This is a genomic window from Cryobacterium sp. TMT4-31, from assembly GCF_004403385.1.
Classification (GTDB): Bacteria; Actinomycetota; Actinomycetes; order Actinomycetales; family Microbacteriaceae; genus Cryobacterium; species Cryobacterium zongtaii.
On the sequence record NZ_SOGI01000043.1, the window covers coordinates 149,170 to 175,539 of the forward strand.

At 68.7% G+C, this 26,370-nt stretch carries 25 protein-coding genes; 12 read left to right on the top strand and 13 right to left on the bottom strand.

Features of this window, described 5'->3' with window-relative positions; genetic code table 11:
* Window positions 1–95: 95 nt before the first annotated feature.
* From E3T19_RS10285 to E3T19_RS10315, 7 genes are all read right to left on the bottom strand, one after another.
* Window positions 96–794: a response regulator transcription factor gene (locus tag E3T19_RS10285; RefSeq protein ID WP_088456397.1), complete on the bottom strand. Its 699-nt coding sequence runs from the start codon at window positions 792–794 to the stop codon at window positions 96–98.
* Window positions 794–2,245 carry a sensor histidine kinase gene (locus E3T19_RS10290; RefSeq protein WP_134408745.1) on the bottom strand — a complete coding sequence of 484 codons (1,452 nt, stop codon included), beginning with the start codon at window positions 2,243–2,245 and terminating at the stop codon, window positions 794–796. The genes E3T19_RS10285 and E3T19_RS10290 overlap by 1 nt, the downstream gene beginning before the upstream one ends.
* 78 nt (window positions 2,246–2,323) lie before the next feature.
* Window positions 2,324–3,805, bottom strand: a complete 1,482-nt coding sequence (locus E3T19_RS10295; protein WP_103479564.1) for an amidohydrolase — start codon at window positions 3,803–3,805, stop codon at window positions 2,324–2,326.
* Window positions 3,802–4,458, bottom strand: coding sequence for an FMN-binding negative transcriptional regulator (locus E3T19_RS10300; RefSeq protein ID WP_134408746.1), 657 nt, complete (start codon window positions 4,456–4,458; stop codon window positions 3,802–3,804). Before E3T19_RS10300 ends, E3T19_RS10295 begins: the two co-directional genes overlap by 4 nt.
* Before the next feature lie 65 nt (window positions 4,459–4,523).
* The gene (locus tag E3T19_RS10305) at window positions 4,524–5,510 is read right to left on the bottom strand and encodes an Fpg/Nei family DNA glycosylase (RefSeq protein ID WP_134408747.1); all 987 of its coding nucleotides are present in this window, start codon (window positions 5,508–5,510) and stop codon (window positions 4,524–4,526) included.
* A 41-nt stretch (window positions 5,511–5,551) separates the two neighbouring features.
* Window positions 5,552–6,040, bottom strand: a complete 489-nt coding sequence (locus tag E3T19_RS10310) for a ribose-5-phosphate isomerase (RefSeq protein ID WP_088456402.1) — start codon at window positions 6,038–6,040, stop codon at window positions 5,552–5,554.
* 41 nt (window positions 6,041–6,081) lie between these two features.
* A complete protein-coding gene (locus tag E3T19_RS10315) occupies window positions 6,082–6,708 on the bottom strand; it encodes a disulfide bond formation protein DsbA (protein WP_134408748.1) in 627 nt (208 codons plus the stop codon).
* A 283-nt stretch (window positions 6,709–6,991) separates the two neighbouring features.
* Here E3T19_RS10315 and E3T19_RS10320 point away from each other — a divergent pair, with 283 nt between their 5' ends.
* From E3T19_RS10320 to E3T19_RS10330, 3 genes are all read left to right on the top strand, one after another.
* Window positions 6,992–8,566 carry an MFS transporter gene (locus E3T19_RS10320; protein ID WP_088456404.1) on the top strand — a complete coding sequence of 525 codons (1,575 nt, stop codon included), beginning with the start codon at window positions 6,992–6,994 and terminating at the stop codon, window positions 8,564–8,566.
* A gap of 167 nt (window positions 8,567–8,733) precedes the next feature.
* A complete protein-coding gene (locus E3T19_RS10325) occupies window positions 8,734–10,278 on the top strand; it encodes an SDR family oxidoreductase (RefSeq protein ID WP_088456405.1) in 1,545 nt (514 codons plus the stop codon).
* Window positions 10,279–10,452: 174 nt separating this feature from the next.
* On the top strand, window positions 10,453–11,208 hold the full coding sequence (locus tag E3T19_RS10330; RefSeq protein WP_240632188.1) for an exonuclease domain-containing protein: 756 nt from the start codon (window positions 10,453–10,455) through the stop codon (window positions 11,206–11,208).
* 7 nt (window positions 11,209–11,215) lie between these two features.
* Here the strand turns inward: E3T19_RS10330 and E3T19_RS10335 are convergent, their stop codons facing one another.
* Window positions 11,216–12,253 (bottom strand): DUF2332 domain-containing protein, encoded by a 1,038-nt coding sequence (locus tag E3T19_RS10335; protein ID WP_134408749.1) that lies wholly within the window; start codon window positions 12,251–12,253, stop codon window positions 11,216–11,218.
* A 102-nt stretch (window positions 12,254–12,355) separates the two neighbouring features.
* On the opposite strand from E3T19_RS10335, the gene pepN reads away from it, so the two are divergent.
* From pepN to E3T19_RS10355, 4 genes are all read left to right on the top strand, one after another.
* Window positions 12,356–14,899, top strand: a complete 2,544-nt coding sequence (gene pepN, locus E3T19_RS10340) for an aminopeptidase N (RefSeq protein ID WP_134408750.1) — start codon at window positions 12,356–12,358, stop codon at window positions 14,897–14,899.
* Between the two features lie 116 nt (window positions 14,900–15,015).
* The gene (locus tag E3T19_RS10345) at window positions 15,016–16,161 is read left to right on the top strand and encodes a mechanosensitive ion channel family protein (RefSeq protein ID WP_134408751.1); all 1,146 of its coding nucleotides are present in this window, start codon (window positions 15,016–15,018) and stop codon (window positions 16,159–16,161) included.
* Window positions 16,151–16,591 carry a globin gene (locus tag E3T19_RS10350; RefSeq protein WP_088456408.1) on the top strand — a complete coding sequence of 147 codons (441 nt, stop codon included), beginning with the start codon at window positions 16,151–16,153 and terminating at the stop codon, window positions 16,589–16,591. Before E3T19_RS10345 ends, E3T19_RS10350 begins: the two co-directional genes overlap by 11 nt.
* A 53-nt stretch (window positions 16,592–16,644) precedes the next feature.
* The gene (locus E3T19_RS10355) at window positions 16,645–18,330 is read left to right on the top strand and encodes an FAD-binding dehydrogenase (RefSeq protein ID WP_134408752.1); all 1,686 of its coding nucleotides are present in this window, start codon (window positions 16,645–16,647) and stop codon (window positions 18,328–18,330) included.
* Between the two features lie 24 nt (window positions 18,331–18,354).
* Here E3T19_RS10355 and E3T19_RS10360 read toward each other — a convergent pair whose 3' ends face one another.
* Window positions 18,355–19,032: a hypothetical protein gene (locus tag E3T19_RS10360; RefSeq protein ID WP_088456410.1), complete on the bottom strand. Its 678-nt coding sequence runs from the start codon at window positions 19,030–19,032 to the stop codon at window positions 18,355–18,357.
* 64 nt (window positions 19,033–19,096) lie between these two features.
* Between E3T19_RS10360 and E3T19_RS10365 the strand changes: the two genes are divergently transcribed.
* Together E3T19_RS10365 and E3T19_RS10370 are read left to right on the top strand one after the other, a co-directional pair.
* A complete protein-coding gene (locus tag E3T19_RS10365) occupies window positions 19,097–19,972 on the top strand; it encodes an acyl-CoA thioesterase II (protein WP_174776234.1) in 876 nt (291 codons plus the stop codon).
* A 36-nt stretch (window positions 19,973–20,008) separates the two neighbouring features.
* Window positions 20,009–20,425: a ubiquinol-cytochrome c reductase iron-sulfur subunit gene (locus E3T19_RS10370; RefSeq protein WP_134408753.1), complete on the top strand. Its 417-nt coding sequence runs from the start codon at window positions 20,009–20,011 to the stop codon at window positions 20,423–20,425.
* 23 nt (window positions 20,426–20,448) lie between these two features.
* Here E3T19_RS10370 and E3T19_RS10375 read toward each other — a convergent pair whose 3' ends face one another.
* The 4 genes from E3T19_RS10375 to E3T19_RS10390 all read right to left on the bottom strand — a co-directional run bounded on the left by E3T19_RS10375 (window position 20,449) and on the right by E3T19_RS10390 (window position 23,705).
* Complete coding sequence (locus E3T19_RS10375) at window positions 20,449–20,925, bottom strand: thioesterase family protein (protein ID WP_088456412.1); 477 nt, start codon at window positions 20,923–20,925, stop codon at window positions 20,449–20,451.
* 7 nt (window positions 20,926–20,932) lie between these two features.
* A complete protein-coding gene (gene ettA / locus E3T19_RS10380; protein ID WP_088456413.1) occupies window positions 20,933–22,615 on the bottom strand; it encodes an energy-dependent translational throttle protein EttA in 1,683 nt (560 codons plus the stop codon).
* A 5-nt stretch (window positions 22,616–22,620) separates the two neighbouring features.
* On the bottom strand, window positions 22,621–22,944 hold the full coding sequence (locus E3T19_RS10385; RefSeq protein ID WP_370291363.1) for a hypothetical protein: 324 nt from the start codon (window positions 22,942–22,944) through the stop codon (window positions 22,621–22,623).
* Between the two features lie 230 nt (window positions 22,945–23,174).
* Window positions 23,175–23,705 (bottom strand): single-stranded DNA-binding protein, encoded by a 531-nt coding sequence (locus E3T19_RS10390; protein ID WP_134408754.1) that lies wholly within the window; start codon window positions 23,703–23,705, stop codon window positions 23,175–23,177.
* A 198-nt stretch (window positions 23,706–23,903) separates the two neighbouring features.
* Here E3T19_RS10390 and E3T19_RS10395 point away from each other — a divergent pair, with 198 nt between their 5' ends.
* The 3 genes from E3T19_RS10395 to E3T19_RS10405 all read left to right on the top strand — a co-directional run bounded on the left by E3T19_RS10395 (window position 23,904) and on the right by E3T19_RS10405 (window position 26,227).
* The gene (locus E3T19_RS10395) at window positions 23,904–24,911 is read left to right on the top strand and encodes an aldo/keto reductase (protein WP_088456416.1); all 1,008 of its coding nucleotides are present in this window, start codon (window positions 23,904–23,906) and stop codon (window positions 24,909–24,911) included.
* A gap of 93 nt (window positions 24,912–25,004) precedes the next feature.
* A complete protein-coding gene (locus E3T19_RS10400) occupies window positions 25,005–25,376 on the top strand; it encodes a hypothetical protein (RefSeq protein WP_134408755.1) in 372 nt (123 codons plus the stop codon).
* A 32-nt stretch (window positions 25,377–25,408) separates the two neighbouring features.
* Window positions 25,409–26,227: an EI24 domain-containing protein gene (locus tag E3T19_RS10405; protein ID WP_088456418.1), complete on the top strand. Its 819-nt coding sequence runs from the start codon at window positions 25,409–25,411 to the stop codon at window positions 26,225–26,227.
* Window positions 26,228–26,370: the final 143 nt, after the last annotated feature.

Consider the following 26,370-nt stretch of genomic DNA (forward strand, 5'->3'; position numbering starts at 1 on the left):
CTTCGCCGACGTGCGAACGAAGCACCGTGTGCGGGCGTTGACGGGGCACGGTGCCGCAAGTCAGGGGCGCCCTGCAGTTGCTAGCCCTGCAGTTGCTAGCCCTGCAGGAAGGCCAGCACCGCGAGCACCCGGCGGTGATCGGACCCGGTGTCGTCGAGCCCGAGCTTGACGAAGATCGCGGTGACGTTCTTCTCCACCGCGCCGACCCCGATCACGAGGCGTTCGGCGATGCCCACGTTGGTGCGCCCTTCCGCCATCAGGCCGAGCACGTCACGCTCCCGCGGGGTCAGCGCCGCCAGCGGACTGGTGCGGCGGGCCAGCAGTTCGCGCACCACCTGCGGGTCGAGCACCGTGCCGCCGGCGCTCACCCTGGCGACGGCATCCTGCAGCTCGTCGAGCGACGCGACCCGGTCCTTGAGCAGGTAGCCCAGGCCGCCCTCCCCCGACGCCAGCAGCTCCTGCACGTAGGTGCCCTCGACGTACTGGCTGAGCAGCAGGATGCCGATGCCCGGCAGCCGGCGCCGCAGCTCGATCGCGGCGCGCACCCCCTCGTCGCGGAAGGTGGGCGGCATACGAACGTCGAGCACCGCCAGGTCGGGTCGCAGGGCTTCGATCTCGGCGAGCAGGGCGTCGGCGTCGCCGTAGGCGGCCACGGTGTCGAAACCTGCCTCGGCGAACAGCCGCACCAGACCCTCACGCAGCAGCACGGAGTCCTCTGCCAGGACCAGGCGTAGCGGTGCGGTCGGGGTGGGACGCTGGAGTGTGCTCACCCGTTCAGGATAGGGCGCACTCATCACCGAACGACGGAGCTGCCCAGGTCGTGCACCACAGGGATGTGCGCGCCCACCGCGGTGGGGCCGCCGTGCGGGCTCCGCACCGACAGGATGCCGCGCAGGCCCTTGAGGCGTTCGTCCAGGCCGGCCAGACCGTGGCCGTCCTGCAGCACCGCGCCGCCGCGGCCGTTGTCGATCACCCAGAGGTCCAGCCAGGTGGAGTCGTCCTCCGGGACCCGGCGGAGTTCCAGGTGCAGCCGGATGCCAGTGGCCCCGGCATGCTTGGCCACGTTGGTGAGCAGTTCGGCGGCGATGAAGTAGCTGCTGCGCTCGATCTCCGAGGGCAGCCGCAGGTCGTGGTCCACCTGCAGTTCCAGCTGAACGGGCACGGTGCTGCGAGCGGCCAGCGACTCCAGGGCCACGATCAGGCCGCGGTCCTGCAGGATCGGCGGCACCAGTCCGCGGGAGAGTGCCCGCAGTTCCTCTAGCGTGTCGCGCGCCTGTTCGCGGGCCTCGACGAGAAGCCGGCGCGCGGCATCCGGGTCGTCGTCGAGCCGGCGTTCGGCGCTGGCGAGATCCATCTGCAGGCGCACCAGGCGCTGCTGGGGCCCGTCGTGGATGTCGCGTTCGAGCCGCCGCAGCGACTGGTCTTCAGCCGACACGGCCGCGCCGCGGGAGGCGCTGAGGTCGGCGACCTCGCGCTGCAGGGCCTCGGACGACCAGGCGCCGAGCATCACGCTGGCGATGCCCTGGTGCATCAAGACCATGCCGCGGGTGACGAACGGCAGGGTGAGCAGGAAGGCCAGGCCCAGGGCGGCGTTCAGCACGTTCTCGGCGGCCAGGTTCTGGCCGCTGTCGGGGCCGAACGAACCGGTAATCAGATCGAAGAGCCCCACGGACTCGCTGTCGTTGGGCAGCGACCAGCTCCAGATCCAGTAGGTGAGCCCGCCAAGCGCGCCGGACAGCCACACGATGACGATCGACCAGGACACGACGCCCACGATGAAATTCACGATCATGCCGTGCAGCAGGTACAGCCAGTAATGACCGGACACCAGCGGGCCGAGGATGGCGCGCAGCGGCGTCGCGGGTTCGCCGCGCGGTGTCCACTGCGGCGGGGTGATGGCCGGCTGGCCGGCCCAGCGCAGCCGGGTGAGCTCGACGACGCCGAAGCCGCGGGCGGCGTACAGGGCGGCCACGACGATGAACAGGCCCACGAACAGGGCCACCAGGCTCACTCCCGTGGCGAACAGGGTCACCAGGACGGTCAGGGACACGATGACGATGGGCAGGGTCGGCAGCAGGAAGCCGAGCTCCCTGGGCGTGCGCGCCCACAGGCTGAGATAGCCGGTCGGGCTCTGGCCGCTCTCGGCGGGCTTGATGGCGGGCTGCACGAAGCCCAGCGTGGCAGAGTTCGGGCTCCCGGTGGTGTCACCGGCGCCCGTGGCGGAATTGAGGGTGTCGTTGGTCATGGTTCCAGCGTGCTCTCGGCGGCGGCCTGCGCCCATCCCCTCAGCCGCCGGATCTGTGTGGGGGTTATCCCCCGCACCTCAGAGTGTGCTGTGCGTGAACCGGCCACCGAGCAGTGTCGCGGCCACGGGCATCCGTCGCAGATCGGCCACCGACGCCACAAACGGGTCGATCTCGCAGATCGCGAGGTCGGCGATCTGGCCCACACCGATGCCGTGCCGGCCTCGGGCGGATGCCGCCAGCGCGGCCTGCCGGGAGATCGCCTGGTCGGGGTGCCAGGCGGCGCGCTCGCCCCGGCTGCGCCCCACGGCGGCCGAGATGGCCACCCACGGGTCGAGTGGCGCGACGGGTGCGTCGGAGCCGAGCGCCAGCTGCACCCCGGCGGACAGCAGGTCGGCCAGCGGGAACGCCCGTTCGGTGCGGCCGGCCCAGTACCGGTCGGCCACGTCGCGGTCGTCGAGGGCGTGTTCGGGTTGAACGCTGGCTGTGATCCCCAGGCGGGCGAACCGGGCCACATCGGCCGCGGTGAGAAGTTGGGCGTGCTCGATGCTGCCGGTGCAGCCCACGGCCTCGAAGGCGTCGAGGGCGAGACTGTTGGCGTTGTCGCCGATGGCGTGCACGGCGGGGCGGATGCCGGCGGCGGCGGCCCGCCGCATCAGGGCCTCGAGCTCGTCGGCGGGCACGGTGAGCATGCCACGGTCGTGGTCGCCGGAGAGTCCTGGGTAGGCCTCGAAGCAGTACGCGGTGCGGGTGTTCAACGAGCCGTCGGTGATCACCTTGTACGGGCCGACGGTGAGCAGCCCGCCGGTGCCGTCGATCACCTGGCCGCTGGTGAGACCCTGCGCGATCGCGTCGTCGAGGTGGTGCGTGTACAGGCCGAAATCGACCCGCAGGCTGTCGGTGCCCGCATCGATGCGGCGCCGCCAGACGTCGAGGTTCCAGGTCATCTCCAGGTCGACGATGCCGACCACACCGCGGGCGGCCGCAGCACGGGCGGCCTCGTCGGCCCAGGCGTCGAGGTCGGCGTCCGGCACGTTGTCGATGGCGTGTTCCACCGCGAAGGCGTCGTCCTCGCGCAGCAGCCCGGTCTGGTGGCCCGCGAAACCGTAGACCGCGAGGGCGGCGGAATTCAGCCAGCAGCTGTGCAGGTCGCCGCTGACCAGGACCACCGGCACCGGCCCTGACGCGGCGTCGAGCAGAGTGCGGCTCGGGGCATCCGACCACAGGGCGTCCCGAAAGCCGAAGCCGACGAGTCTGTCGTGCTTGCCGGCGGCCGGCACCGCGGCCAGCCGGTCGGCGACCAGATCGGCGGCCGCCCGGGCGCTCGTCGCGTCGGACACGTCGAGGCGCCTGGCGGTCTGGGACCACTGGCTGAAGTGCACGTGATTGTCCCAGAGCCCCGGCGTGATCCAGCGCCCGTCCAGATCAACGGTCCGGGTCGCCGGCGAGTGGCCGCTCGCGGGTGCGAGGTAGCCGATCGAGGTGATCAGGCCGTCGTCAACGCGCACGTCGACGAGGTCGTCGCTGCCGGGCAGGCGGCCGTTGCGCAGTACCAGGCTCATTCGGCGGCGCTGGGTTCGGCGGCGCTGTCGCGGGCCCGGCGCATCCGGGCGGCCAGCGCCGGGCTCGCGTACGGACCGTCACCGTCGAGCTCGGCGAGGATACGGTCGACTGTGGCGGCCGGCTTGTTCTGGCTCATTTTGTCCTTCGCCGTGAAGCGCGTCACCCGCAGGCGGAAACCCACGGTACCGGCGACGATGCGGGCAGCGTAGTCGGCGTTCTCCGGGGTGCCGTTCATGCGCCGGGGCTCGTCCATGCGGTCCTCGAAGTGGTCGACCAGGGCCGCGAGTACCCGCAGGTTCTCGGCGTCGGAGAGTATCTCGGGAGTGCCGTGCAGGTGCGCGGTGACGAAGTTCCAGGTGGGCACGGCGGGGCGGGCGTCGTACCAGCCGGGCGAGATGTAGCCGTGCGGGCCCTGCACGATCACGAGGATCTCGTGCGCGCCCAGCTCGTGCAGCTGCTCATCGGGCCGACCGACGTGGCTGAGCAGCACGATCTCGCCGTCGGCGGCCGCCGTGTCGAGGATCACCGGGTAGTGCGAGGCGACGAGCTCGCCCGCCTCCGTGGAGCTCACCAGGGTGACCCAGGGGTACTCCTGAATCAGACGGCGTACCTCGTCGACCTGGTCGAGCGCGAAGCTGGGGTTGGTTCTCACGGGCGGGCTCCTGGGGTGCGGGCGGGGTCAGCGATGACAGACGCAGGTGCGGCGGATGGGACGGGTCAGGCCTGGCAGGACGGGCAGTAGTAGAGCTTGCGGGCGCCCATTTCCTCGAGGGTGATGTGGGTGCCGCAGATCCGGCAGGGCAGGCCCTCGCGCTTGTAGACCCAGTGCCGGTCGGCGCGGTTCTTCATCGCGAGTCGGTAATCCTCGCCGGTCAGGTCGTCCATGGTCATCATCTGGCCGGTGTTCACACCGATGGCCAGCAGATGCGCCCAGTCCCGCCAGAGGGCCCGCAGGCTCTCCTCGGTCAGCGACTTGCCCGGGGCGTGCGGGTTGATCTTCGCCCGGAACAGCAGCTCGGCGCGGTAGACGTTGCCGATACCGCTGACGACTGACTGGTCCATCAGCAGCAGGCCGATACGGGTGGGCTTCTTGCGCACGGTGTCCACGAAGCGCTGTTCGGCCTCCGGGCTGTCGTCGAGCTGCGGGTCGGGGCCGAGCCTGGCCAGCACAGCGTCGACCTGGGCGGGGTCGAGCACCTCACAGGCGGTCGGGCCGCGGAGGTCGGCCGAGACCGTGTCGGTGAGCAGGCGCACCCGCACCTGGCCGACGGGTTCGGGCGGGAACGTGTCGAGCTGGTCGATCTCCTTTTCTTGCTCGGCCATGCGCACCCGGGTGCGGCGGGGCGCACCGATGCTGTGCATGGAGTTCTCGCCCGCTGAATCGAGCACCGGCGCGAGGTCGGTGCCGCGCTGGTTGGTCTGTCCCATCCGGCCGTTGCTCGAGGCGATCGTGGCGTCCATGATGATGTCGCCCGCGAAGTCCCAGGCGCCGTACATGCCCAGGTGCACCCGTAGCCAGAGCCCGTTGTCGAACTCCAGGAACATCTGTTTGCCCACGGCGCGGGCATCCGTCATGACGTGACCGCTCAGTTGTGCCGCACCGGCGGCGAACCGGCCCTGCGGCGACGAGAGCTGCACCGGGCGGCCCACGAAGTTGCGCGCGAATTGCCGGGTGATGCGATGGACGGAATGACCCTCTGGCACGGCGATGCCTTTCCGACTCGGTGGATCAGGTGAGGTACAGCTCAGTTGCTCAGGACGGTGCCGGCGATGGTGCCGGTGGTCTCGTATTCGGCCAGCTGGTCGATGCGGCGCTGGTGGCGTTCCTCGCCGGGGAACGGGGTGGCGATGAAGGCGTCGATGAACGCGATGACGTCCTCGATGGGGTGCTGGCGGGCGCCGATCGCGATGACGTTGGCGTTGTTGTGTTCGCGGGCGAGGGTGGCGGTGGCCGCGTTCCAGACCAGCGCGGCGCGTGCGCCGTGCACCTTGTTGGCCGCGATCTGCTCACCGTTGCCGGAGCCGCCGAACACCACGCCGAGTGCCTCGACGCCGGCCGCTTGGTCGGCGACCACGGCCGCCGCCGCGCTGATGCAGAACGCCGGGTAGTCGTCGAGCGGTTCGTAGCTGGTGGGCCCGTGGTCGATGACCTCGTGCCCGGCCGTACCGAGGTGGCTGATCAGGAGGGTGCTGAAGTCGAGGCCGGCGTGGTCGGTGGCGATGTGGATGCGCATGATGAGCAGTCTATTTAGTCGGGCGGGATGCTGCGGCGCTGCTACTCGGCTGCCGCAACGAGGGCGGGCGCGAAGATCGGGTCGCGGGTGCGGCTGCGCTTGATCTCGAAGAAGCCGTCGTAGCCGGCCACCGCGACCACGCCGTCCCACAGGGCCAGCGCTTGATCCCCGGTCGGTGCCGGCGAGATGACCGGGCCGAAGAAGGCAACGTCGTTCACGGCGATCACCGGGGTGCCGACGTCCTGGCCCACCCGGTTGATGCCGTCGAAGTGGCTGGCGCGCATCTGCACGTCGAACTCGTCGCTCTCGGCGTAGCGGGCGAAGTCGGCCGGCAGGCCCACCTCGGCGAGCGCCACGGGAATCACGGAATCGGCATCCGAGTTGCCCTCGTGGTGGATTCGGGTGCCCAGCGCGTCGTAGAGAGCCTTGACGGTCTCCTGGCCGTGCAGCTCCTGAGCGGCCTGCACCAGACGGGTGTATTTGAGGGCCCGGGGGAAGAACGCGCGGTACTCCTCGGAAACGTCGGTGTTTTCGTTCAGCACCGCGAGGCTCATCACCTGCCAGCTCACCTCGAAGCCGCGCAGATCACTCACCTCGTCCACCCAACGAGAAGTCATCCAGGCCCAGGGGCAGGAGGGGTCGAACCAGAAGGTCACAGAGTCGCTCATCGACCCAGCCTAAGCGAGTCGAAGGTCCCGAAATGCCGCCGAAGCGGCGCGCACCGAACCCGGCTAAAGCCCTGTCCAGAGCGGCTATCGAAAGAGAAATGCCTGATTCTGAGGCAAATTGCGCTAAAATTGATGCTTATGCCCATCGAGGGGCGGCCCCGCATCCGGGGCACATGACCTCCATCTGAGGCATCTCACGACCTCCATTCGAGGCTCGACGTGCCTGCGCAAGAGTCATGTCATGACCTCCACAAGAGGCATCTCTACTGTCAGAAAGTGACACATGTCAAACGCTATTAACGGTGCTGATCGCACCGTGAAGAAGATCAAGAAGCCGCTGTTGCGCCGGAAGCTCAAGGTCTCCGACGTGAACGTCGTCGACCGCCCGATGCTGAAGAAGGCGCTCGGCGGCACGATCGTCGGAAACACCATGGAATGGTACGACGTCGGAGTCTTCGGCTACCTGATCACCACAATGGGTCCCGTCTTCCTCCCCGAAGCCGACCCGACCGTGCAGACGCTGTTCCTGCTCGGCACCTTCGCCGCCACCTTCATTGCCCGCCCCCTCGGTGGCGTGTTCTTCGGTTGGCTCGGCGACAAGCTGGGCCGCCAGAGGGTGCTCGCCATGACGCTGATGCTCATGGCCGCCTCCACCTTCGTGGTCGGCATCCTGCCCGGCTACGCCCAGCTCGGCATCTGGGCAGCGGTGCTGCTCGTGCTGACCAAGCTCGTGCAGGGCTTCTCCACCGGCGGCGAGTACGCCGGTGCCACCACCTTCGTCAGCGAGCACGCTCCGGACAAGAACCGTGGCTTCCTCGCCAGCTTCCTCGACATGGGTAGTTACCTCGGCTTCGCGATGGGTGCCGCTCTCGTGTCGATCCTGCAGGTGACTCTCGGTCAGGCGGCCATGGAAGAGTGGGGTTGGCGTCTGCCGTTCCTGCTCGCCGGACCGCTGGGCCTGATCGCCATCTACTTCCGGATGAAGATCGAGGAATCCCCGGCCTTCCAGGCCAGCCTGGACGCTCAGGAAGTCAACGCCAGGAACCCCGACTTCGTGGAGGACGACAGCATCCCCAAGGGACCTGTCGCCATCTTCAAGAACTACTGGCGCGGCATCGTCCTCGCGATGATCCTCGTCGCCGCCGCGAACACCGTCGGATACGCTCTCACCTCGTACATGCCGACCTACCTCACCAGCACCATGGGGTACGACGAGCTGCACGGCACGCTGCTGACCATCCCGATCCTCGTGATCATGGCCTGCTGCATCCCGCTCACCGGTCGCCTGAGCGACAAGATCGGCCGTCGCCCAGTGCTCTGGATGGGTTCGATCAGCGCCGTGGTCTTCGCCATCCCCGCGTTCCTGCTCATCGGTATGGGCTCCGTCTTCACGACCCTCGCCGGTCTGGCCCTGATCGCCCTCCCGGTGACGTTCTACGTCGCCAACCTCGCCTCGGCGCTGCCGGCCCTGTTCCCCACGGCCAGCCGCTACGGCGCGATGGGCATCGCGTACAACTTCGCCGTCGCCATCTTCGGTGGCACCACGCCGTTCATCATCGCGGCGCTCATCGCCGCCACCGGTGACGACATGATGCCGGCCTACTACCTGATGGCCACCTCGTTCATCGGTGGAATCAGCATCTTCTGGCTCAAGGAATCCGCCAACCGCCCGCTGCCCGGCTCCATGCCGAGCGTGGAATCGGTCGAAGAGGCACACGAGCTCGTTGCCGGCCAGTTTGAGAACCCCCTGCTCGACCACGACGAGATGCCGTTCGACGCCACCTTCGAGCCGCCGACCTCGTCGATGGACCTGAGCGCGCTCAAGACCGAGACCGACTCGGAGCCGGCCAAGGTCTAGCTCCACCTCGCACCGCCCCGTCCACTTCGGAGGACTGCTTTACACAAGCAACTGTGGCCGGTGCGGACAATTGTTACCCGCACACCGGGCGCAATTGTCCGCACCGGCCACAGTTGTCTGTTCGCCCGGCTGTGTGAGGGGCGGATGCGCCGTCGTAGAATTCTCTGATGACCACCGAGCAACACCCGCAGAGCACACCCGTAGAGCCCGCATCCGTCGCGTCCGTCGATGATGCTCCCACCGGCGACGCATCCGCGACACCCGCGATCGACCCCCACGACCTCGAGGTGGCCCTGCGCGTGCTCGCCTCCCTGGCCACCATCGACCCGGACGACCCCGACTTCGTCACCGTGCGCCAGGCCACCGCCAAGATGTTCAAGTCGGTGAAGACCGTGCGCCGCCACGAGAAGCGCCAGCTGATCGCGGACGCGGACCGGGAGGTCATCGCCGCCACCGCCACCGGGGCTCCCACCCGCATCGACGACGAGACCATCGGCGCCCAGCTGCGTCTGGGCACCGACCGGCCCTCGGCCGGCGAACTGCTCGTGCCGCGCGCCTGCTACATCTGCAAGCAGAAGTACACCCTCGTCGACGCGTTCTACCACCAGCTCTGCCCGAGCTGCGCGGCGATGAGCCACACCAAGCGCGACGCCCGTACCGACCTCACCGGCAAACGCGCCCTGCTCACCGGCGGCCGCGCCAAGATCGGCATGTACATCGCCCTGCGGCTGCTGCGCGACGGCGCCCACACCACCATCACCACCCGGTTCCCCCGCGACGCGGTGCGCCGGTTCAGCGCCATGCCCGACTCGAAGGACTGGCTGCACCGCCTCCGCGTTGTCGGCATCGACCTGCGCGACCCCGCCCAGGTGATCGGCCTGGCCGACTCCGTCGCCGCGCAGGGTCCGCTGGACATCCTGATCAACAACGCCGCGCAGACCGTGCGCCGCTCTCCCGGGTCGTACTCCCCGCTGGTGGAGGCCGAGTCCTCGCCGCTGCCGGACGGCGAACTGCCCGAGATCGTCTCGTTCGGGCACACCAACGATGCGCACCCCACCGCGCTGGCCGCGTCCGTGGCCAGCCACCCGATCCTCGCCGCCGCGGCCACCGGCGCCGCCCTCACCGCCGACGACCTCACCGCGTTGGCCCTGGCCCCCGGCTCCTCTTCGCTGGCACGGCTGGCCGCTGGCACCGCCATCGACGCGGGCGGACTGGTGCCCGACCTGCACGAGGAGAACAGCTGGACGGCCAACGTCGAAGACGTCGACCCACTCGAGATGCTCGAGGTGCAGCTGTGCAACACCACGGCCCCGTTCCTGCTGGTGAGCCGTCTGCGGGCCTCGATGGCGGCATCCGAGGCTCGGCGCACCTACATCGTGAACGTGTCAGCGATGGAGGGTGTCTTCGGCCGCGGTTACAAGGGTCCGGGGCACCCGCACACCAACATGGCCAAGGCCGCCCTGAACATGCTCACTCGCACCAGCGCCAAGGAGATGCTCTCCGACGGCATCCTGATGACCAGCGTCGACACCGGCTGGATCACCGACGAGCGCCCGCACCCCACCAAGATCCGCCTGGCCGAGGAGGGTTTCCATGCCCCACTCGACCTGGTTGACGGCGCCGCCCGGGTGTACGACCCCATCGTGCGCGGCGAGGCCGGCGAAGACGTGCACGGGGTCTTCCTCAAGGACTACCGCCCCGGTACCTGGTAGGGGACCGCACCACCCCCTCTTAGCGAAAGGTTCATCTCGCGAAAGCGGGTTCACGGCTGCCTCCGCGGCGCTGAAGCAACCGATTCACCGCTTTCGCGATGAGTTGTGGAGAGGATGCGCGGCACTCCCGGCCGCCTCACCGGGAGTGTCGGTGGGCGCCGATAGGGTCGGAACGTGCAGACATCAACCGCCAAGACCGCGATCGCCGACATCCCCTCGCTGTGCGTGTTCGACCTGGAGACCACGGGTGTGAACACCGATGAGGACCGCATCGTCACGTGCTTCATCGGCCGCGTCATGCGCGACGGCACGGTGAACGGCTCGTACAGCTGGCTGCTCAATCCCGGCATCCCCATTCCGGAGGGAGCGTCCGCCATCCACGGCATCACCGACGAGGTCGCCCAGCGTGACGGCGTCGACCCGGCCACCGCCATCGCCGAGATGCTCACGGTACTGCGCCGCAGCATCGACGGAGGCCGCCCGATCGTGGCCTACAACGCCAGCTTCGACCTGTCGATGCTCAACGCCGAGGCCCGCCGCTACGGGCTGGCGCCCATCGAGGACTTCGGCCCGGTGCTCGACCCCTACGTGATCGACAAGGCTGTGGACCGCTACCGCAAGGGCAAGCGCACCCTGGTGGCCACCGCCGAGTACTACGGCGTGCTGCTCGAGGGGGCCCACGACGCCGAAGCGGATGCCGTGGCCACCGGTCGGGTCGCCTGGGCCCTGTTGGCCAAGACCGAGGAGACCGACCTGTACACCCTGCACGACCGCCAGGTCGGTTGGGCCAGGGAGCAGGCAGAGAGCTTCCAGACCTACCTGCGCAAGTCCAAGGGCGACGACCTGATCGTCATCGACGGTGCCTGGCCGATCCGGGCCGGCGCCGACCGTGCCGCGGCTGCGCCCATGCTGGCCACACCGGCGATCTAGCCTGCCCTCAGCCGAGCCAATGCACCGCGCGACCGTGCGGCTGGGCTAGCGCGACCGCCCGGCCGTCCAACGACAGCACGAAGTCAGCCGAACCGGATGCCGCAGGCAGCGTCGACGGCAGCGTCCCGGCCACCCCTGGCACCACGGTGCGCCCCTCATTGGCCAGCCAGCGCACCCCACGCTCGGCCCTCAACCGGGCCATGGTCGCCACGAACCGGTCCCGGCCGGCCTCGTCGAGATAGGCCAGCACCGCCGTGTGGAACACCACGACGGTCGCATCCGGCGGGGCCTCGGCCACGAGAGCCTCGACCTGCTCGTTGAGGTCGCCGCGCACTAGCCGGGGCGGGGCTGTGCGGGCGACCTGCACGGCCGCCCGCAGCCGGGCCCGCCGGTCATCGTGCTCCGGCCAGATCAGAGCCTCCAGCCAGGCCACGTCGGCGGGATCGGTCACGTCGAGCGGGTTGAGGTCGATGCCGGCCCGCCACACCACGCGAGGCAGCCGGCTCGGCACGGGAACAGATCCGGTCACCGCGCACTCCAGCAGCACTGGGCTGGTCCCCGCGGGCGGGTCGAGCAGGGCCGCGCCGTCACCCGGGCCGTCAGCACTGCGACCGCCCGGCCGATACCGATAGCTGTATAAGTCCGGCAGCAGGCAGAGCCCGGCCGACGCCCCCACCTCGATCAGGGCGAGCGGCCCCGGCAGACTCCCGAGCGTCGGGAGCAGCACCGCGCATCGGCCCGGCTCGTTGGTCTGGGTCGCGTGGCTGCGGCACGTCTGCTCGACCACCGCCCAGTTCTCGGCCAGCCAGGCCCGGAAACCCAGATAACCGCCGGCCTCGGCGCCGTGGAACCTGGCCGCGCTGAACACCAGGTTGGGTTGCCGTTTGGTCGGCGGCAGCCGGTCGATCAATCCGATCGTCGCCGCATCGCACGCCACCCCCGCCGCCCAGGCCTCGTAGCAGGCGCTCAGCCCCCGGGCCTCCACCTCGGCGAAGGCTCGATAGCGCAGCGCGGTATCGGCGCCGGCATCCGTGCTGGTTCTCATGCCGGCAGCCTAATCAGGCGCGCCACCAGCGCGACCGTGGCTAGGCTTGTTCTCTATGCGGATGCGCCAGAGCGCTCTCGCGAAACGAAGATGGAGAAACCGTTGCCCGGAGAAAACCTCACCAGGATCGAAGCCCAGGAGCGCAAAGCGCTCGTCAGCGTGACCAGTTACGACGTCACCCTTGACCTGACGACGGGTCCCACGACCTTCGCCAGCACCACCACGGTCGCCTTCAGCGCCGTGGCCGGTAGCTCGACCTTCATCGACGCGATCACCGAGAGTGTGCACAGCGTCACCCTCAACGGCGCCTCGCTTGACCCGGCTGTCGTCAGCGACGGCGTCCGCATTCAGCTTGACGACCTCGCGGCCGAGAACGTGCTCACCGTCGTCGCCGACGCCGCGTACACGAACACCGGCGAGGGCCTGCACCGTTTCGTCGACCCCGTCGACAACGAGGTGTACCTGTACAGCCAGTTCGAGGTGCCAGACTCCCGCCGCGTCTTCGCGGTGTTCGAGCAGCCCGACCTCAAGGCCGCCTTCACCTTCACCGTCACCGCGCCCGGCGCCTGGGAGGTCATCTCCAACTCGGCCACGCCAGAGCCCACGGATGCCGGCAACGGCAACAAGACCTGGGCGTTCGAACCCACCCACACAATCTCCAGCTACATCACCGCCCTCGTGGCCGGTCCGTACGCCGTGGTGCGCAGCGAGCTCACCTCCAGCGACGGCCGCATCATTCCGCTGGGCCTGTTCAGCCGCAAGAGCCTGTTCGAGTACCTGGATGCCGACTACATCTTCGAGAAGACCCGCCAGGGCTTCGCCTACTTCGAGGAGAAGTTCGACTTCCCGTACCCGTTCGACAAGTACGACCAGATGTTCGTGCCGGAGTTCAACGCCGGCGCGATGGAGAACGCCGGCGCGGTCACCTTCACCGAGACCTACGTCTTCCGTTCCAAGGTCACCGACGCGATCAAGGAACGCCGGGTCGTCACGATCCTGCACGAGCTGGCGCACATGTGGTTCGGCGACCTGGTCACCATGAAGTGGTGGAACGACCTGTGGCTGAACGAATCGTTCGCCGAGTGGGCATCCACCATCGCCACCGCCGAGGCCACCGAGTGGACCGAAGCCTGGACCACCTTTGCGGCAATGGAGAAGAGCTGGGCGTACCGTCAGGACCAGCTGCCCTCCACCCACCCGGTCGTGGCCACCATCACCGACCTCGAAGACGTGCAGGTCAACTTCGACGGCATCACCTACGCCAAGGGCGGATCCGTTCTCAAGCAGCTCGTCGCCTGGGTCGGCATCGACGCGTTCTTCACCGGCGTCGCCTCCTACTTCAAGAAGCACGCCTGGGGCAACACCGAGCTCTCCGACCTGCTCGTCGAGCTCGAGGCCGCCAGCGGCCGTGACCTCTCCGGCTGGGCCGCCCTCTGGCTCGAAACCGCCGGCGTCAATACCCTGCGCCCGCAGATCGAGGTCGACGATGCCGGGGTCATCACCGCGTTCGCCGTGCTGCAGACCGCAACCGAGGATTACCCCACCATCCGCCCGCACCGCCTCGCGATCGGGTTCTACGACCTGGTCGACGGCGCCCTGGTGCGCACCCACCGCGTCGAACTCGACGTCGACGGCGTGCAGACGGATGTGCCGGAACTCGTCGGTCGTACCCGTGCCGATCTGATCCTGCTCAACGACGACGACCTCGCCTACGCAAAGGTGCGCCTCGACCCCGCCTCGCACGCCGTGGCGCTCGAGCACCTCGCAGCGATCGAGAGCCCGCTGGCCCGCTCGCTGGTCTGGGGCTCCGTCTGGGACGCCACCCGCGACGCCGAGACCTCGCCGCGCGACTTCGTGAAGCTGGTGCTGGGCAACGTCGCCACCGAGACCGAGTCGACGACGCTCCGCACGGTTCTCGGCCAGGTGTCCCTCGCCGCGCAGTATTACGTGGCCCCGGAGCACCGCGACGCCACCGTCGCCTCGGTCGGCGACGCACTCTGGGCCTTGGCCCAGGGCGCAGAGGCCGGCAGTGATGCTCAGTTCCAGTTTGTGAAGTTCTTCGCCTCCGTCGCCGAGACGCCGGCCCAGCTGGCCGCCGTTGCGGGCCTTCGCACCGGTTCGTTCAAGCTGCCGGGCCTGGACATCGACACCGACCTCAGCTGGGAGCTGCTCGCGGCGCTGGTCGCCGGCGGCGAAGCCGGTGAGGCGGAGATCGCCTCCGCCCTGGCCGCGGACAACACCGCCACCGGTGCCCAGTCCGCCGCCAACGCGCGCGCCGCGATCCCCACCATCGAAGGCAAGCAGGCAGCCTGGGCCTCGCTGATCGACGTGGACACCGCACCGAACACCATCGTGCGGGTCACCGCCGCCGGATTCCTGCGCGCACACGACACGAGCCTGCTCGAGCCGTTCGTCGGCCAGTACTTCGATGTGCTGCAGAAGGTGTGGGCCGAGCGCAGCTACTCCATCGCCGAGAAGCTGATCGTGGGCCTCTACCCGTCGCCGCTGTCGAACCAGGCCCTGGTCGACGCGACCCGGGCGTGGTTGGACGCCAACCCGGAGCCCGCGGCGCTTCGCCGTCTCGTGGTGGAGAACCTCGCCGGCGTCGAACGCAGCCTGCGCGTGCAGGCCCGCGACCAGGAGTAGTCCGCCGGCACCACCGGACAACGGCGCCGCCTTCGATGATTTTCATCGTGGCGGCGCCGTTGTCGTATGGCACCTTCAGGAAGCGCCGAGTCGGCGCTCGGTAGACTGGTCGATCTATGAACTGGGACACTTTTTGGGCTACGGCCGACTACATCTGGAACCTGACCATCGTGCAGGTCGTCGTCATCATCATCTTCGCGCTGGTCGCCCGCTGGGTGTTGCTCTTCGTGATCAGGCGGGTCGTCACGCAGATCGTGTCCGGGGTGAAGAAGGGCCAGAACGTCGACGACACCCAGTCGCTGGACGTGTCACCGGTCACCGCCGTGCGTGTCGTGCAGCGCACCCGCACACTCGGGTCGGTATTGACCAATATCGTCAACGTCCTGGTCGTCATCGTGACCACCCTGCTGATCGTCACGACGATCAACGAGAACATCCTCGGGTCATTCGCCCTGCTCACCGCCGCTCTCGGCGCCGGCCTGGGTTTCGGCGCCCAGAACATCGTGAAGGACGTGCTCAACGGTCTCTTCATGGTGATGGAAGACCAGCTCGGCGTGGGCGACGTGGTGGACCTCGGCCTGGCCACCGGAGTCGTCGAGTCCGTCGGCATCCGCATCACCCAGGTGCGCGACATCGAGGGCACCCTCTGGTTCGTCCGGAACGGCGAGATCCTGCGCACCGGAAACATGTCCCAGGGCTGGGCCCGCGTCATCGTCGACCTTGCCATCCCCTACTCGTCGGATGTCGAGGCCGTGCAGGCCGAACTGCTCAAGGTCGCCCGAGCCTTGGCGTCCAGCCGCAAGTGGCGCGGGGCGATGCTCGGCAAGCCCGAGATCTGGGGCCTCGAATCCATCTCGGCGGAGGCCCTCGTTGTGCGCCTGGTCGTGCGCACCCGGGTGGGCGCCCGCTGGGACTTCGCCCGTGACCTGCGGCTCCATCTCAAGAAAGCCCTCGACGGGATGGGCTCAGGACTCACCCCGCTCAACAGCGTGGTGATGGCCGCGGCCGACGGATCGGTGTCCGCCGGAAGCAACAACGGTGACGGCGCGGCAGACGGCGCCCCGGTGGATGCAGCGGCCCAGGCCGCCGCCGCGCTCCCGAGCACCGACACGGCGCCCTTCGAACAGCCCGTGCCCGCCCGCCGGGTTCGTGCCCCGCGCCGGCCGAAGAAGCCCGCGACGGACCAGCAGCCCGATTCCGGATCGACCGGCACGCCAGGCGGCGCAGCGGCCACCGAACAGGAGAAGCCCGATGACAAGTGACAACATCCCGCTCGGAGTACACCTTCGGTCGAGCGAGAACGCCGCCGCCGTGAGCCCGTCGTTCTACCAGGAGGTCGGCGGCCGGCCGTTCTTCGAGAAGCTCGTCGCCGAGTTCTACCGGGGCGTCGCCGGCGACCCGGTCCTCAAACCGATGTACCCTGAGGAGGACCTTGGCCCCGCTGCGGAGCGGCTGACCGGTTTCCTCGAGCAGTACTGGGGCGGGCCGGGCACCTACAGCGAGCAACGCGGACACCCGCGGCTCCGCCAGCGTCACCAGCCTTTCAAGGTGAACCCGGATTCCCGGGACCGCTGGTTGCTGCACATGCGGAACGCCGTCGACTCCTGCGACCTGCCCCCGCTGCAACGCGCCACCCTGTGGGACTACCTCGAGCGAGCCGCACACGCTATGGTCAACACCTTCGACGCGTAACACTCGAACCGCACCATCCGCCCCGCAGCACCCTCACTGACAATGGAGTCACCATGAGCCCAGCCCGCCCCGGCCTGCCCACGCATCCGAACACCTCCGCCGACGTGATCGTGGTGGGGGCTGGCCTGGCCGGCCTGGTGGCCACGGCCGAACTCGTGGAGGCGGGGAAACGGGTGCTGCTCGTCGACCAGGAGAACGCCGCCTCGCTCGGCGGTCAGGCCTGGTGGTCGTTCGGCGGGCTGTTCCTGGTCGACTCCCCCGAACAACGCCGAATGGGAGTCACGGACTCCCTGGCTCTGGCCCGGCAGGACTGGTTCGCCAGCGCCGGGTTCGATCGCGGTGAGGACTACTGGCCGACCCGGTGGGCCGAGGCGTACCTCAACTTCGCCGCCGGCGAGAAGCGGGCCTGGCTCAAGGAACGCGGCGTGACGTTCTTCCCGGTCGTCGGCTGGGCCGAACGTGGCGGTTACACCGCCCTGGAACACGGCAACTCGGTACCACGCTTCCACATCGTCTGGGGAACCGGGCCCGCGATCCTGGAGCCGTTCATCACCAGGGTCCGTGAAGGGGTGCGCGCCGGCCTGGTCACCACCCTGCACCGGCATCGCGTCGACGAGTTGATCGTCGAGGGAGGCGCCGTGGCGGGAGTGCGGGGCAGCCTGCTCATCCCGAGCGCTGCGGCGCGCGGTCAGGCCAGCAGCCGGGAGATCGTCGGCGAGTTCGAGCTGCGGGCGTCCGCGGTGATCGTCACCAGCGGTGGGATCGGCGGCAACCACGACCTGGTGCGCGCCCAGTGGCCGGCCCGGCTGGGACCGGCACCCGCGAAGCTGCTCTCCGGTGTGCCCGCCCATGTCGACGGCCGGATGCTCGGGATCACCGAGAAGGCCGGCGCCCGACTGATCAACGGCGACCGTATGTGGCACTACACCGAGGGCATCGTCAACCACGACCCGGTCTGGCCGGCCCACGGCATCCGCATTCTGCCCGGCCCGTCATCCCTGTGGCTGGACGCCACCGGAAAACGCCTGCCGGCCCCGCTGTTTCCCGGTTTCGACACCCTCGGCACGATGGAATACCTGCTCAAGACCGGCCACGAGCACAGTTGGTTTGTGCTGACCCAGAAGATCATCGAGAAAGAGTTCGCCCTCTCGGGCAGCGAACAGAACCCCGACCTCACCGGCAAGGACCTGCGCCTGCTCGCCCAGCGGCTCGGATCGGGCGCGCCCGGCCCGGTGGAAGCGTTCAAGAGCAAGGGTGAGGACTTCGTGGTGGCCGATACCCTGCACCAGCTGATCAAGGGCATGCAGCAGCATTCCCCCGAGGTGCGCATCAATGCCGCGCAGGTGGAACGGGAGATTCTGGCCCGCGACAGGGAGCTCGACAACGACTTCAGCAAGGATGCCCAGATCAACGCGATTCGCCAGGCCAGGCACTATCGCGGCGACAGGCTCATTCGGGTGGCGAGCCCGCACAAGCTGCTCGACCGCGCCAACGGGCCGCTGATCGCGGTGAAGCTGCACCTGCTCACAAGGAAGAGCCTGGGCGGCATCGAAACCGACCTCTCCGCCCGGGCTCTCCGAGCCGACGGGCAACCGGTCCCCGGACTCTACGCGGCAGGCGAGGCCGCCGGCTTCGGCGGCGGCGGCGTGCACGGCTACCGCTCGCTGGAGGGCACCTTCCTCGGCGGCTGCCTGTTCTCCGGCCGCACCGCCGGTCGAGCCGTCGCCGCCGCGCTCTAACCCGTCCCGCACCCGGGTGGAGCGTCAGGCGCGCAAGGACCAGGGCTTGCGGCGTACCAGAATGTGGCCGCGGGCTGTGCTCAGACGCGTCCAGGGGCCGGTCTCGAAGAGCTGCACCGGCTCATCCGCCGCGAGGAAGCCCAGGCTCACCGCGGCGAACCCGGCACCGGCGGGTACAAAGTCCAGGGCCTCGATCGGGCGGCCCCAGACCTCGGACCGTACCCGTTGGACGATCTGCTCACCGGTGCCGGTCGGGATGACGGACGCGACTTCGGCGATGCCCTCGCGGGCGGCGCCCTCCAGCACAGCCGGTGAGGCGCTGCCATGGGATGTCCAGCCTCCCTTCGGCGGCGTGATGCCCGCCCAGGTGACCGAGGATACCTGCAGCGGCACGGTGACGGTGACCGGAGCATCCGCGTCGGTGACGGCGGCCTCGAGGCGCAGCAGCCGATCCAACAGCGACCGCACCGGAACGACGACGTCGAGGTCAACAGGTTCGGTGAGCGCGAAGGTGCGCAGGCCCAACACCGTGGGGCTCGAGTCCAGCAGACCACGCGGGTACAGGATCGCCGTGTACACGGCGAGCACGCCCGCCGCGGAGACGAGCCGCACCGATCCGTCCTCCACCCGGCTGGCGCGCGAAAGGTAGACCCGGAGGTCGCCGAGGGACAGGGAATCTGAGAGGGAAAATGACTGGCTCATCTGCTGTCTAAACTACCAAGGTACGTCGGTGTCCCGGGGACCCGAGCTCGAACAAGGAGGCAGCATGCACGCACCGCTGGAGGGTCTTCTGGCCGCTCTCGACCTGACCGACACCGGTGCCCGCACCAGTGAGGACATCTTCACCGGCCCCTCGCAGTGGATGCCACAAGGTCGCGTCTTCGGCGGCCAGGTGCTCGCGCAGTCCCTCGTCGCCGCCATGCGCACAGTGCCCGACGAACGAAACGTGCACTCCATGCACGGTTACTTCCTGCGCCCCGGCGACGTCAACCACCCGATCACCTTCTCGGTCGACCGCATCCACGACGGCCGTTCGTTCTCCACTCGACGCACCCAGGCGTACCAGAACGGCGTGCCGATCCTGTCGATGATCGCGTCGTTCCAGGACACCGACGAGGGTCTCGAGCATCACATCGAGATGCCGACCGACCTGCCCGACCCCGAATCCCTGCCGACCACGGCAGACACCCTCGGTCACATCGACCACGACTTCGCGCGGGCCTGGGCCAACGACCGCCCGTTCGACATGCGCCACGTGCCCTCGTCGATCTACCTCACCGTGGACGGCGAGCACACCAGCAAGCAGATGATCTGGATGAAGACCTTCGAGCCCATCCCCGACGACCCCGACCTGCACCGCGCCGCACTCGCCTACGTCAGCGACTATTCGATCATGGAACCCGTTATGCGCCGGCACGGCCTGCCCTGGGCCACCCCGGGCCTCAAGGTCGCCAGCCTCGACCACGCCATGTGGTGGCACCGCTTCGGCCGGGTCGACGAGTGGATGCTGTACGTGCAGGACTCCCCCTCCGCCCAGGGCGGCCGGGGACTGTCCACCGCCAGCATCTACAGCCGCGAAGGCCTGCTGCTGGCCACGGTGGCCCAGGAGGGCATGGTGCGGGTTCCCAAGCCCCGTGACTAGGCTGCAGCCCAACCTGTCCGAGCCAGTAGGAGCATCATGACCCACGACGCTGACCTCACCCGCCGCACCCTGCTCGTCGCCGGAGGCGCCGGTACCGCCCTGGCCCTGGCCGCCTGCGCACCCGGCGACCCGAACACGGATACCGACGCCGGCACGGCCTCACCCGCCGAGGTCGCGGTACTCTCCGACATCCCCGTGGGCGGCGCCATCGCTGTCATGTTCGACGGTGCGCAGATCATCGTGTCGCAGCCCACCGCCGGCGAGGTCGTGGCGTTCAGCGCCATCTGCACCCATCAGGGCTGCATCGTGGTTCCGGAGAAGAAGGGCCTGAACTGCCCCTGCCACATGTCTCTCTTCGACACCGCCACCGGCGCGGTCCTCCAGGGACCAGCCACCGAGCCCCTCCCGGCGGTCACGGTCACCCTCGACGGCGACAAGGTCCTCGCCGGCTGACCCGTTCACGCTCGTGAACGGGGCTACTTGCGGGTGAAGGGGACCGCGGGCTCCAGGTATGGGGTCCAGGCGGCTCGTTCGACGTCGTTGATCTTGCGGGGGCGCTCCGTCGCCGCGTCCACCAGCACGATCGTGGTGGTCGCGCGGGCGTACAGCCGCGCGGACTCCTGCCCGGCCGGTCCGTATACCTCGTAACACACGTCAAGGCTTGCGCCGCCGAGCTTGCCGATCCACAGCTGCACGTCGATGGGCTCCCGCAGATACGGGATCGGCGCGAGGTACTCGATCTCCATCCGGGCGATCAGGGTCAGCGTCGCCGCCCCCGGCCGCCCGTCCAGCACCGCGGTTCCCCGCGCACCCGATGCACCGGCCGCCTCGTCGTTGACCCAGAACGCCTGGATGCGCGCCTCCTCGAGGAGGCGCAGCATCTCGGCGTTGTTCACGTGGGCGTAGGCGTCGAGGTCCGACCAGCGCAGCCGGATGGGAACGTGCAGCCGCATGGGGTTCCTAGTCGCGCGTCAGTTTGCGGTATGCGGACCGGTGCGGCTTGGCCGCGTCCGGGCCTAGTCGCTCGATCTTGTTCTGCTCGTAGGACTCGAAGTTGCCCTCGAACCAGTACCAGTTCCCCGGCGCCTCAGCGGTGCCCTCATACGAGAGGATGTGCGTGGCGATGCGGTCGAGGAACCACCGGTCGTGAGTGATGACCACGGCGCAGCCGGGGAACTCGAGCAGCGCGTTCTCGAGCGAACCGAGGGTTTCGACGTCGAGGTCGTTAGTCGGTTCGTCGAGCAGCAACAGGTTGCCGCCCTGCTTGAGCGTCAGCGCCAGGTTCAGGCGGTTGCGCTCACCACCGGAGAGCACACCGGCCTTCTTCTGCTGGTCGGGGCCCTTGAAGCCGAACGTGGACACGTAGGCGCGAGACGGCACCTCGGTCTTGCCGACCTGGATGTAGTCCTGGCCGTCGGAGACGACCTCCCACAGCGACTTGTTCGGGTCGATGCCGCCACGGCTCTGGTCGACGTAGGAGATGTCGACGGTCTCGCCGATCTTGAGGTCACCGGCATCCAGCGGCTCGAGGCCCACGATGGTCTTGAACAATGTCGTCTTACCGACACCGTTCGGGCCGATCACGCCGACGATGCCGTTACGCGGCAGGGTGAAGGAGAGATCTTCGACCAGCACCCGGTCGCCGAAGCCCTTCTTGAGCTTCTTGGCGTCGATGACCTGGGCGCCCAGGCGGGGGCCGACGGGGATCTGGATGTCTTCGAAGTCGAGCTTGCGTCCGCGCTCGGCCTCGTTCACCATCTCCTCGTAGCGGGCCAGGCGGGCCTTCGACTTGGCCTGACGGCCCTTTGCGTTGGAGCGCACCCATTCGAGTTCCTCGGCGAGACGCTTGGAAAGCTTGGCGTCCTTCTTGCCCTGCACCTGCAGGCGCTCCTGCTTCTTCTCCAGGTAGGTGGAGTAGTTGCCCTCGTAGGGGTACAGGTGGCCGCGGTCGATCTCGGCGATCCACTCGGCCACGTGGTCGAGGAAGTACCGGTCGTGGGTGACGGCGAGCACGGCGCCGGGGTACTTGGCGAGGTGCTGCTCGAGCCACAGCACGCTTTCGGCGTCGAGGTGGTTAGTCGGTTCGTCCAGGAGGAGCAGATCGGGCTTCTGCAGCAGGAGCTTGCAGAGCGCCACGCGGCGCTTCTCACCACCGGAGAGGTCGACGACGGGGTAGTCGCCCGGCGGGGTGCGCAGCGCATCCATGGCCTGCTCGAGCTGGGAATCGAGGTCCCAGGCGTCGGCGGCGTCGATCTCTTCCTGCAGGGTTCCCATTTCGGCGAGCAGGGTGTCGAAGTCCGCGTCGGGTTCGGCCAGCGCGGCGCTGATCTCGTTGAACCTGTCAACCTTGGCCTTGATCGGGCCAACGCCTTCCTGCACGTTCTCCAGCACGGTCTTGGTCTCGTCGAGCTCCGGCTCCTGCATGAGGATGCCGACGGAGTAGCCCGGCGAAAGCCTGGCCTCACCGTTGCTCGGGGTATCGAGCCCGGCCATGATCTTCAGGATCGTGGACTTACCGGCACCGTTGGGGCCCACCACACCGATCTTGGCTCCGGGGAAGAACGACATTGTGACGTCGTCGAGGATGAGTTTGTCGCCGATTGCCTTGCGCGCACGCACCATCGAGTAAATGAATTCAGCCATAGTGTTTACCAGTCTATTTGGCGCGTGGCTCCCACGAGACACGTTCCGGTTGCGAGCAGGGGGGCGACGACGCTGTGGTAGCCGCCGGTGGAGGGACCGTTCTGGCCGATCAGGCACTCTCCGGCGATGTTCACGGAGAACTGGATGGAGTCCGCCGGTTCACCCTTGGTGGTGGTGTCGGCGGTGACCTCCATCGTTGTCTTGTCGAAGCCGGCGGCGACCAGGGCGTCGATGTAGCTGCGGCCGGCGACGTTGGGGTCGGCGGCGAGCGCCGCGGTGATGACCGAGTCGAAGTAGGGCAGGTTCTCGGCGGCGGTGCCCTCAGGCATGAGCGCCGGCGGAGCAACCTCCGTCGGGGTTGGGCTTGCGGTCGCGGGCGCTGTCGCTGTCGGCGTCGGGCGGTCGACGGGGGCGGCGGAGCATCCGGCCAGGCCCAGGCCGAGGACAAGACATGTTGCCCAGATCGTCGCTCTGCGGCTGTGCCGCACGGGTGCGTCCAAAATCCAGGCCACGCGTAGTCCTCCCCCCACCGCCGCACGCTGCGACCGAGAAGTCGAGTCTAAGCGGACCGTGTTTCCGATTCCCCCTGCCCGGTGTCAGGTTCGGCCGGCGCGGCATCCGGTTCGGCCGGCGCGGCCGTGGCCTCGCCCGCAGTGCCGCCCGCTGTGCCGCCCGTGGCGCCGCCCGTTGCGCCGCCCGCTGGGTCGGCATCCCGCTGCTCGGCGGCGGACGGGGCGGTGGTTCGCATCAGCGCCGTCGTTCCCCAGGCCAGGTTGTGGCCCACGGCGTCGGCCTCCACCTCCACCGAGGTGCCCGTACGGTCCTCGTTCTCCCAGTCCCGGATGCGCAGGCGCCCGGTCACGAGCACCGGCTCGCCCTTGTGCACCGACCGCTCCACGTTGTGGGCGAGCTGCCGAAAGCTGGAGACGGTGTACCAATTGGTGTCGGCGTCCACCCAGGCGTTCTTCACCCTGTCGTAACGGCGTTGCCGGCAGGCCAGCCGGAATGAGGTGATGGCCAGGCCGGAACTGGTGACGAGGTGCCGCGGGGTGGTGGCCACGATTCCGGTCAGGGCTATGGTGTCGGTCACGGGAGTCTCCTGGGCGGCACGAGGCTGATGGAGGTATCGAACGCGACCCGGGAGCAGTCCTCGTGCCGGGTTCGTGTTCCCGGGCCGCGCTGCATTCACCCTCCCCGTTCCGGCACCTCCTCTGGGGCCGGCTGTCCAGGGTGTGCAGAACCCGAGCCGCAGCCGCCTGGGGAGGAAGCGCGGATCTAGAGTGAGACCATGACCTTCGATGCTGCAGAGAACCGTTATTCCGAGATGCCCTACCGCCGAACCGGGCGCAGCGGCCTGAAGCTGCCCGCCCTGTCGCTGGGGTTGTGGCACAACTTCGGCCACGAACGCCCGATCGACACCCAGCGCGGCATCCTGCGCCGGGCATTCGACCTCGGCGTGACGCACTTCGACCTGGCCAACAACTACGGCCCGCCTCCCGGTTCCGCCGAAACCAACTTCGGGCGCATCTTCGCCGAGGACTTCCGTGGGTATCGCGACGAGATGATCATCTCCAGCAAGGCCGGTTACGACATGTGGGCAGGCCCCTACGGCGACTTCGGCTCGCGAAAATACCTGCTGTCGTCGCTGGATGCCAGCCTCGGCCGGCTGGGAATGGACTACGTCGACATCTTCTACTCCCACCGCCCCGATCCCGAGACCCCTATCGAGGAGACCATGGGCGCCCTGGCCACCGCGGTGCAGTCGGGCAAGGCCCTCTACGCGGGCATCTCGAACTACAGCCCGGAGCAGACCGTAGCGGCCTACGCCGCCCTGGCCGAGCACAAGATCCCGCTGCTGATCCACCAGCCGCGCTACTCGATGTTCGACCGGCACATCGAAGAGGGACTCTTCCCGGTGCTCGACGACCTCGGCATGGGCAGCATCGTGTTCTCCCCCCTCGCCCAGGGTCTGCTCACCGACCGCTACCTCGACGGTGCGGTGCCGTCGGACTCCCGGGTGGCCACGAGCCGGTTCCTGAACGAGAGCTCCCTCAACGCGACCTACCTCGAGCGCGCCCGCGCCCTGAACGCCATTGCGGCCGACCGCGGCCAGACCCTGGCCCAGCTCGCGGTCACCTGGATCCTGCGCCAACCGCAGGTCACCAGCGTGCTCGTGGGGGCCAGCAGCATCGGCCAGCTCGAGCAGACCGTGGCGGCGCTCGAGGCGCCGGCGCTGGACGCCGATGAGATCGCCGCCATCGAGCCGTACGCGGTACACGGCACCGGCATGAACTAACCCACGCCGGTCCCAGGCAGGGGCGAGGGGTGGATGTCGGTGGCCGGTTCTACGGTAAGGCCAACGGCATCCGCCCTCGCATTGGAGCACACCATGAGCACTGGGACCATGAGCACTGCCACCATGAGCACTTCCGCCATGAGCACCGCCACCATGAGCACTGCAGCCAGAGCTGTCCAACCCCGGACTGTTCTCCCCGCGACCGCACGACGCACGACCATCGCCCACGCCGCCGGCCCGACCCGGCCGAGCAACTCCGCCCGGTCGAGCGGTCCCAGCCTGGTCGCCGTGCGCGACGGGCTGTGGCGGGTCGTCGACCGGTCCGGCGCGGTACTGGGGCACATCGAGCGTGAGACGCACGCCGACGGCGAGCGGTACCTCGCCCGGCGCCTGGTGATGCCCACCAGGCGCATCGAGCTCGGTGCCTTCTGGCGCATCGATGACGCGGCTGACTGCTTTCGCTGACTCCGCCGTACCCACCCCGGTACGCTGAAACGATGTTGCCCCAGCCCACTCCCGTCCCCCCAGTTCCGGCCCGGCAGGGGCTGGTTCCCGACCTCCTGGCGGGGGTGGGGTACCTGGGTCGTGGTTTCGGCATGTGGATCACCTCCCCGAAGCTGATGCTGCTCGGCGCGCTGCCGGCGGTGGCGGTCGGTGCCGTGTACCTCGTCGGCATCGTGCTTCTGCTCGTCAACCTCACCTCGATCGTCACGTGGGCGACCCCGTTCGCCGACGGCTGGGCCGAGCCCGTCATCCTCACGACGCGGGTGGCTGCAGCGCTGGTCTTCGTGCTCGTGGCCGCCCTCTTCGTGGTCTACACGTTCACTGCCGTGACCCTGATCGTCGGCGACCCGTTCTACGAACGCATCTGGCGCGCCGTCGAGACCAACCTCGGCAACCCACCCACCGCACCGGAGCGCGGCTTCTGGGGATCCCTGGGCCGTGCCATCGGCGACGGCCTCCGGCTCCTGATCCCCGCCGTCGGTGTGGGCCTGCTCCTGTTGGCCTGTGGCTTCATTCCGTTGGTGGGGCCGATCATGGTGGCGGTGCTCGGCGCCCTGTTGGGCGGCTGGTTGCTGGCGGTCGAGCTCACCGGATTCGCCTTCGACGCTCGGGGGTTCACTGTGCGCGAACGTCGTCGCGCCCTGCGCACGCGACGCGGCATCGCGCTGGGCTTCGGAGCGGCGTCCTACCTGCTGTTCCTCGTGCCGTTCTTCGCAATCGTGGCCATGCCCTCCGCCGTGGCGGGTGCCGCAATGCTCAGTCGCGACGCCCTCGAGCGGTCGACCAGCGCGTCGGCCGGCCGGACGGCCTGACCGCGCCGGAGTCTCGGTTTGACACCGCGTATCGGCCACGCCGCCACGGTTCCCTAGGATGCGCCGGCCCACGAGGTAGCGTTCCGCACATGCAGTGGTGGAATGATTTCGTAACCTGGCTCACAGCGACCAGGAACCAGCCC

Excerpts from the sequence above, each read along its gene's own strand:
- E3T19_RS10285 (WP_088456397.1), bottom strand. The coding sequence starts at position 794 with ATGAGTGCGCCCTATCCTGAACGGGTGAGCACACTCCAGCGTCCCACC.
- E3T19_RS10290 (WP_134408745.1), bottom strand. The coding sequence starts at position 2,245 with ATGACCAACGACACCCTCAATTCCGCCACGGGCGCCGGTGACACCACC.
- E3T19_RS10295 (WP_103479564.1), bottom strand. The coding sequence starts at position 3,805 with ATGAGCCTGGTACTGCGCAACGGCCGCCTGCCCGGCAGCGACGACCTC.
- E3T19_RS10310 (WP_088456402.1), bottom strand. The coding sequence starts at position 6,040 with ATGCGCATCCACATCGCCACCGACCACGCCGGCCTCGACTTCAGCACC.
- E3T19_RS10315 (WP_134408748.1), bottom strand. The coding sequence starts at position 6,708 with ATGAGCGACTCTGTGACCTTCTGGTTCGACCCCTCCTGCCCCTGGGCC.
- E3T19_RS10320 (WP_088456404.1), top strand. The coding sequence starts at position 6,992 with ATGTCAAACGCTATTAACGGTGCTGATCGCACCGTGAAGAAGATCAAG.
- E3T19_RS10325 (WP_088456405.1), top strand. The coding sequence starts at position 8,734 with ATGACCACCGAGCAACACCCGCAGAGCACACCCGTAGAGCCCGCATCC.
- E3T19_RS10335 (WP_134408749.1), bottom strand. The coding sequence starts at position 12,253 with ATGAGAACCAGCACGGATGCCGGCGCCGATACCGCGCTGCGCTATCGA.
- E3T19_RS10345 (WP_134408751.1), top strand. The coding sequence starts at position 15,016 with ATGAACTGGGACACTTTTTGGGCTACGGCCGACTACATCTGGAACCTG.
- E3T19_RS10350 (WP_088456408.1), top strand. The coding sequence starts at position 16,151 with ATGACAAGTGACAACATCCCGCTCGGAGTACACCTTCGGTCGAGCGAG.
- E3T19_RS10355 (WP_134408752.1), top strand. The coding sequence starts at position 16,645 with ATGAGCCCAGCCCGCCCCGGCCTGCCCACGCATCCGAACACCTCCGCC.
- E3T19_RS10360 (WP_088456410.1), bottom strand. The coding sequence starts at position 19,032 with ATGAGCCAGTCATTTTCCCTCTCAGATTCCCTGTCCCTCGGCGACCTC.
- E3T19_RS10365 (WP_174776234.1), top strand. The coding sequence starts at position 19,097 with ATGCACGCACCGCTGGAGGGTCTTCTGGCCGCTCTCGACCTGACCGAC.
- E3T19_RS10370 (WP_134408753.1), top strand. The coding sequence starts at position 20,009 with ATGACCCACGACGCTGACCTCACCCGCCGCACCCTGCTCGTCGCCGGA.
- E3T19_RS10375 (WP_088456412.1), bottom strand. The coding sequence starts at position 20,925 with ATGCGGCTGCACGTTCCCATCCGGCTGCGCTGGTCGGACCTCGACGCC.
- ettA (WP_088456413.1), bottom strand. The coding sequence starts at position 22,615 with ATGGCTGAATTCATTTACTCGATGGTGCGTGCGCGCAAGGCAATCGGC.
- E3T19_RS10385 (WP_370291363.1), bottom strand. The coding sequence starts at position 22,944 with ATGCCTGAGGGCACCGCCGCCGAGAACCTGCCCTACTTCGACTCGGTC.
- E3T19_RS10395 (WP_088456416.1), top strand. The coding sequence starts at position 23,904 with ATGACCTTCGATGCTGCAGAGAACCGTTATTCCGAGATGCCCTACCGC.
- E3T19_RS10400 (WP_134408755.1), top strand. The coding sequence starts at position 25,005 with ATGAGCACTGGGACCATGAGCACTGCCACCATGAGCACTTCCGCCATG.
- E3T19_RS10405 (WP_088456418.1), top strand. The coding sequence starts at position 25,409 with ATGTTGCCCCAGCCCACTCCCGTCCCCCCAGTTCCGGCCCGGCAGGGG.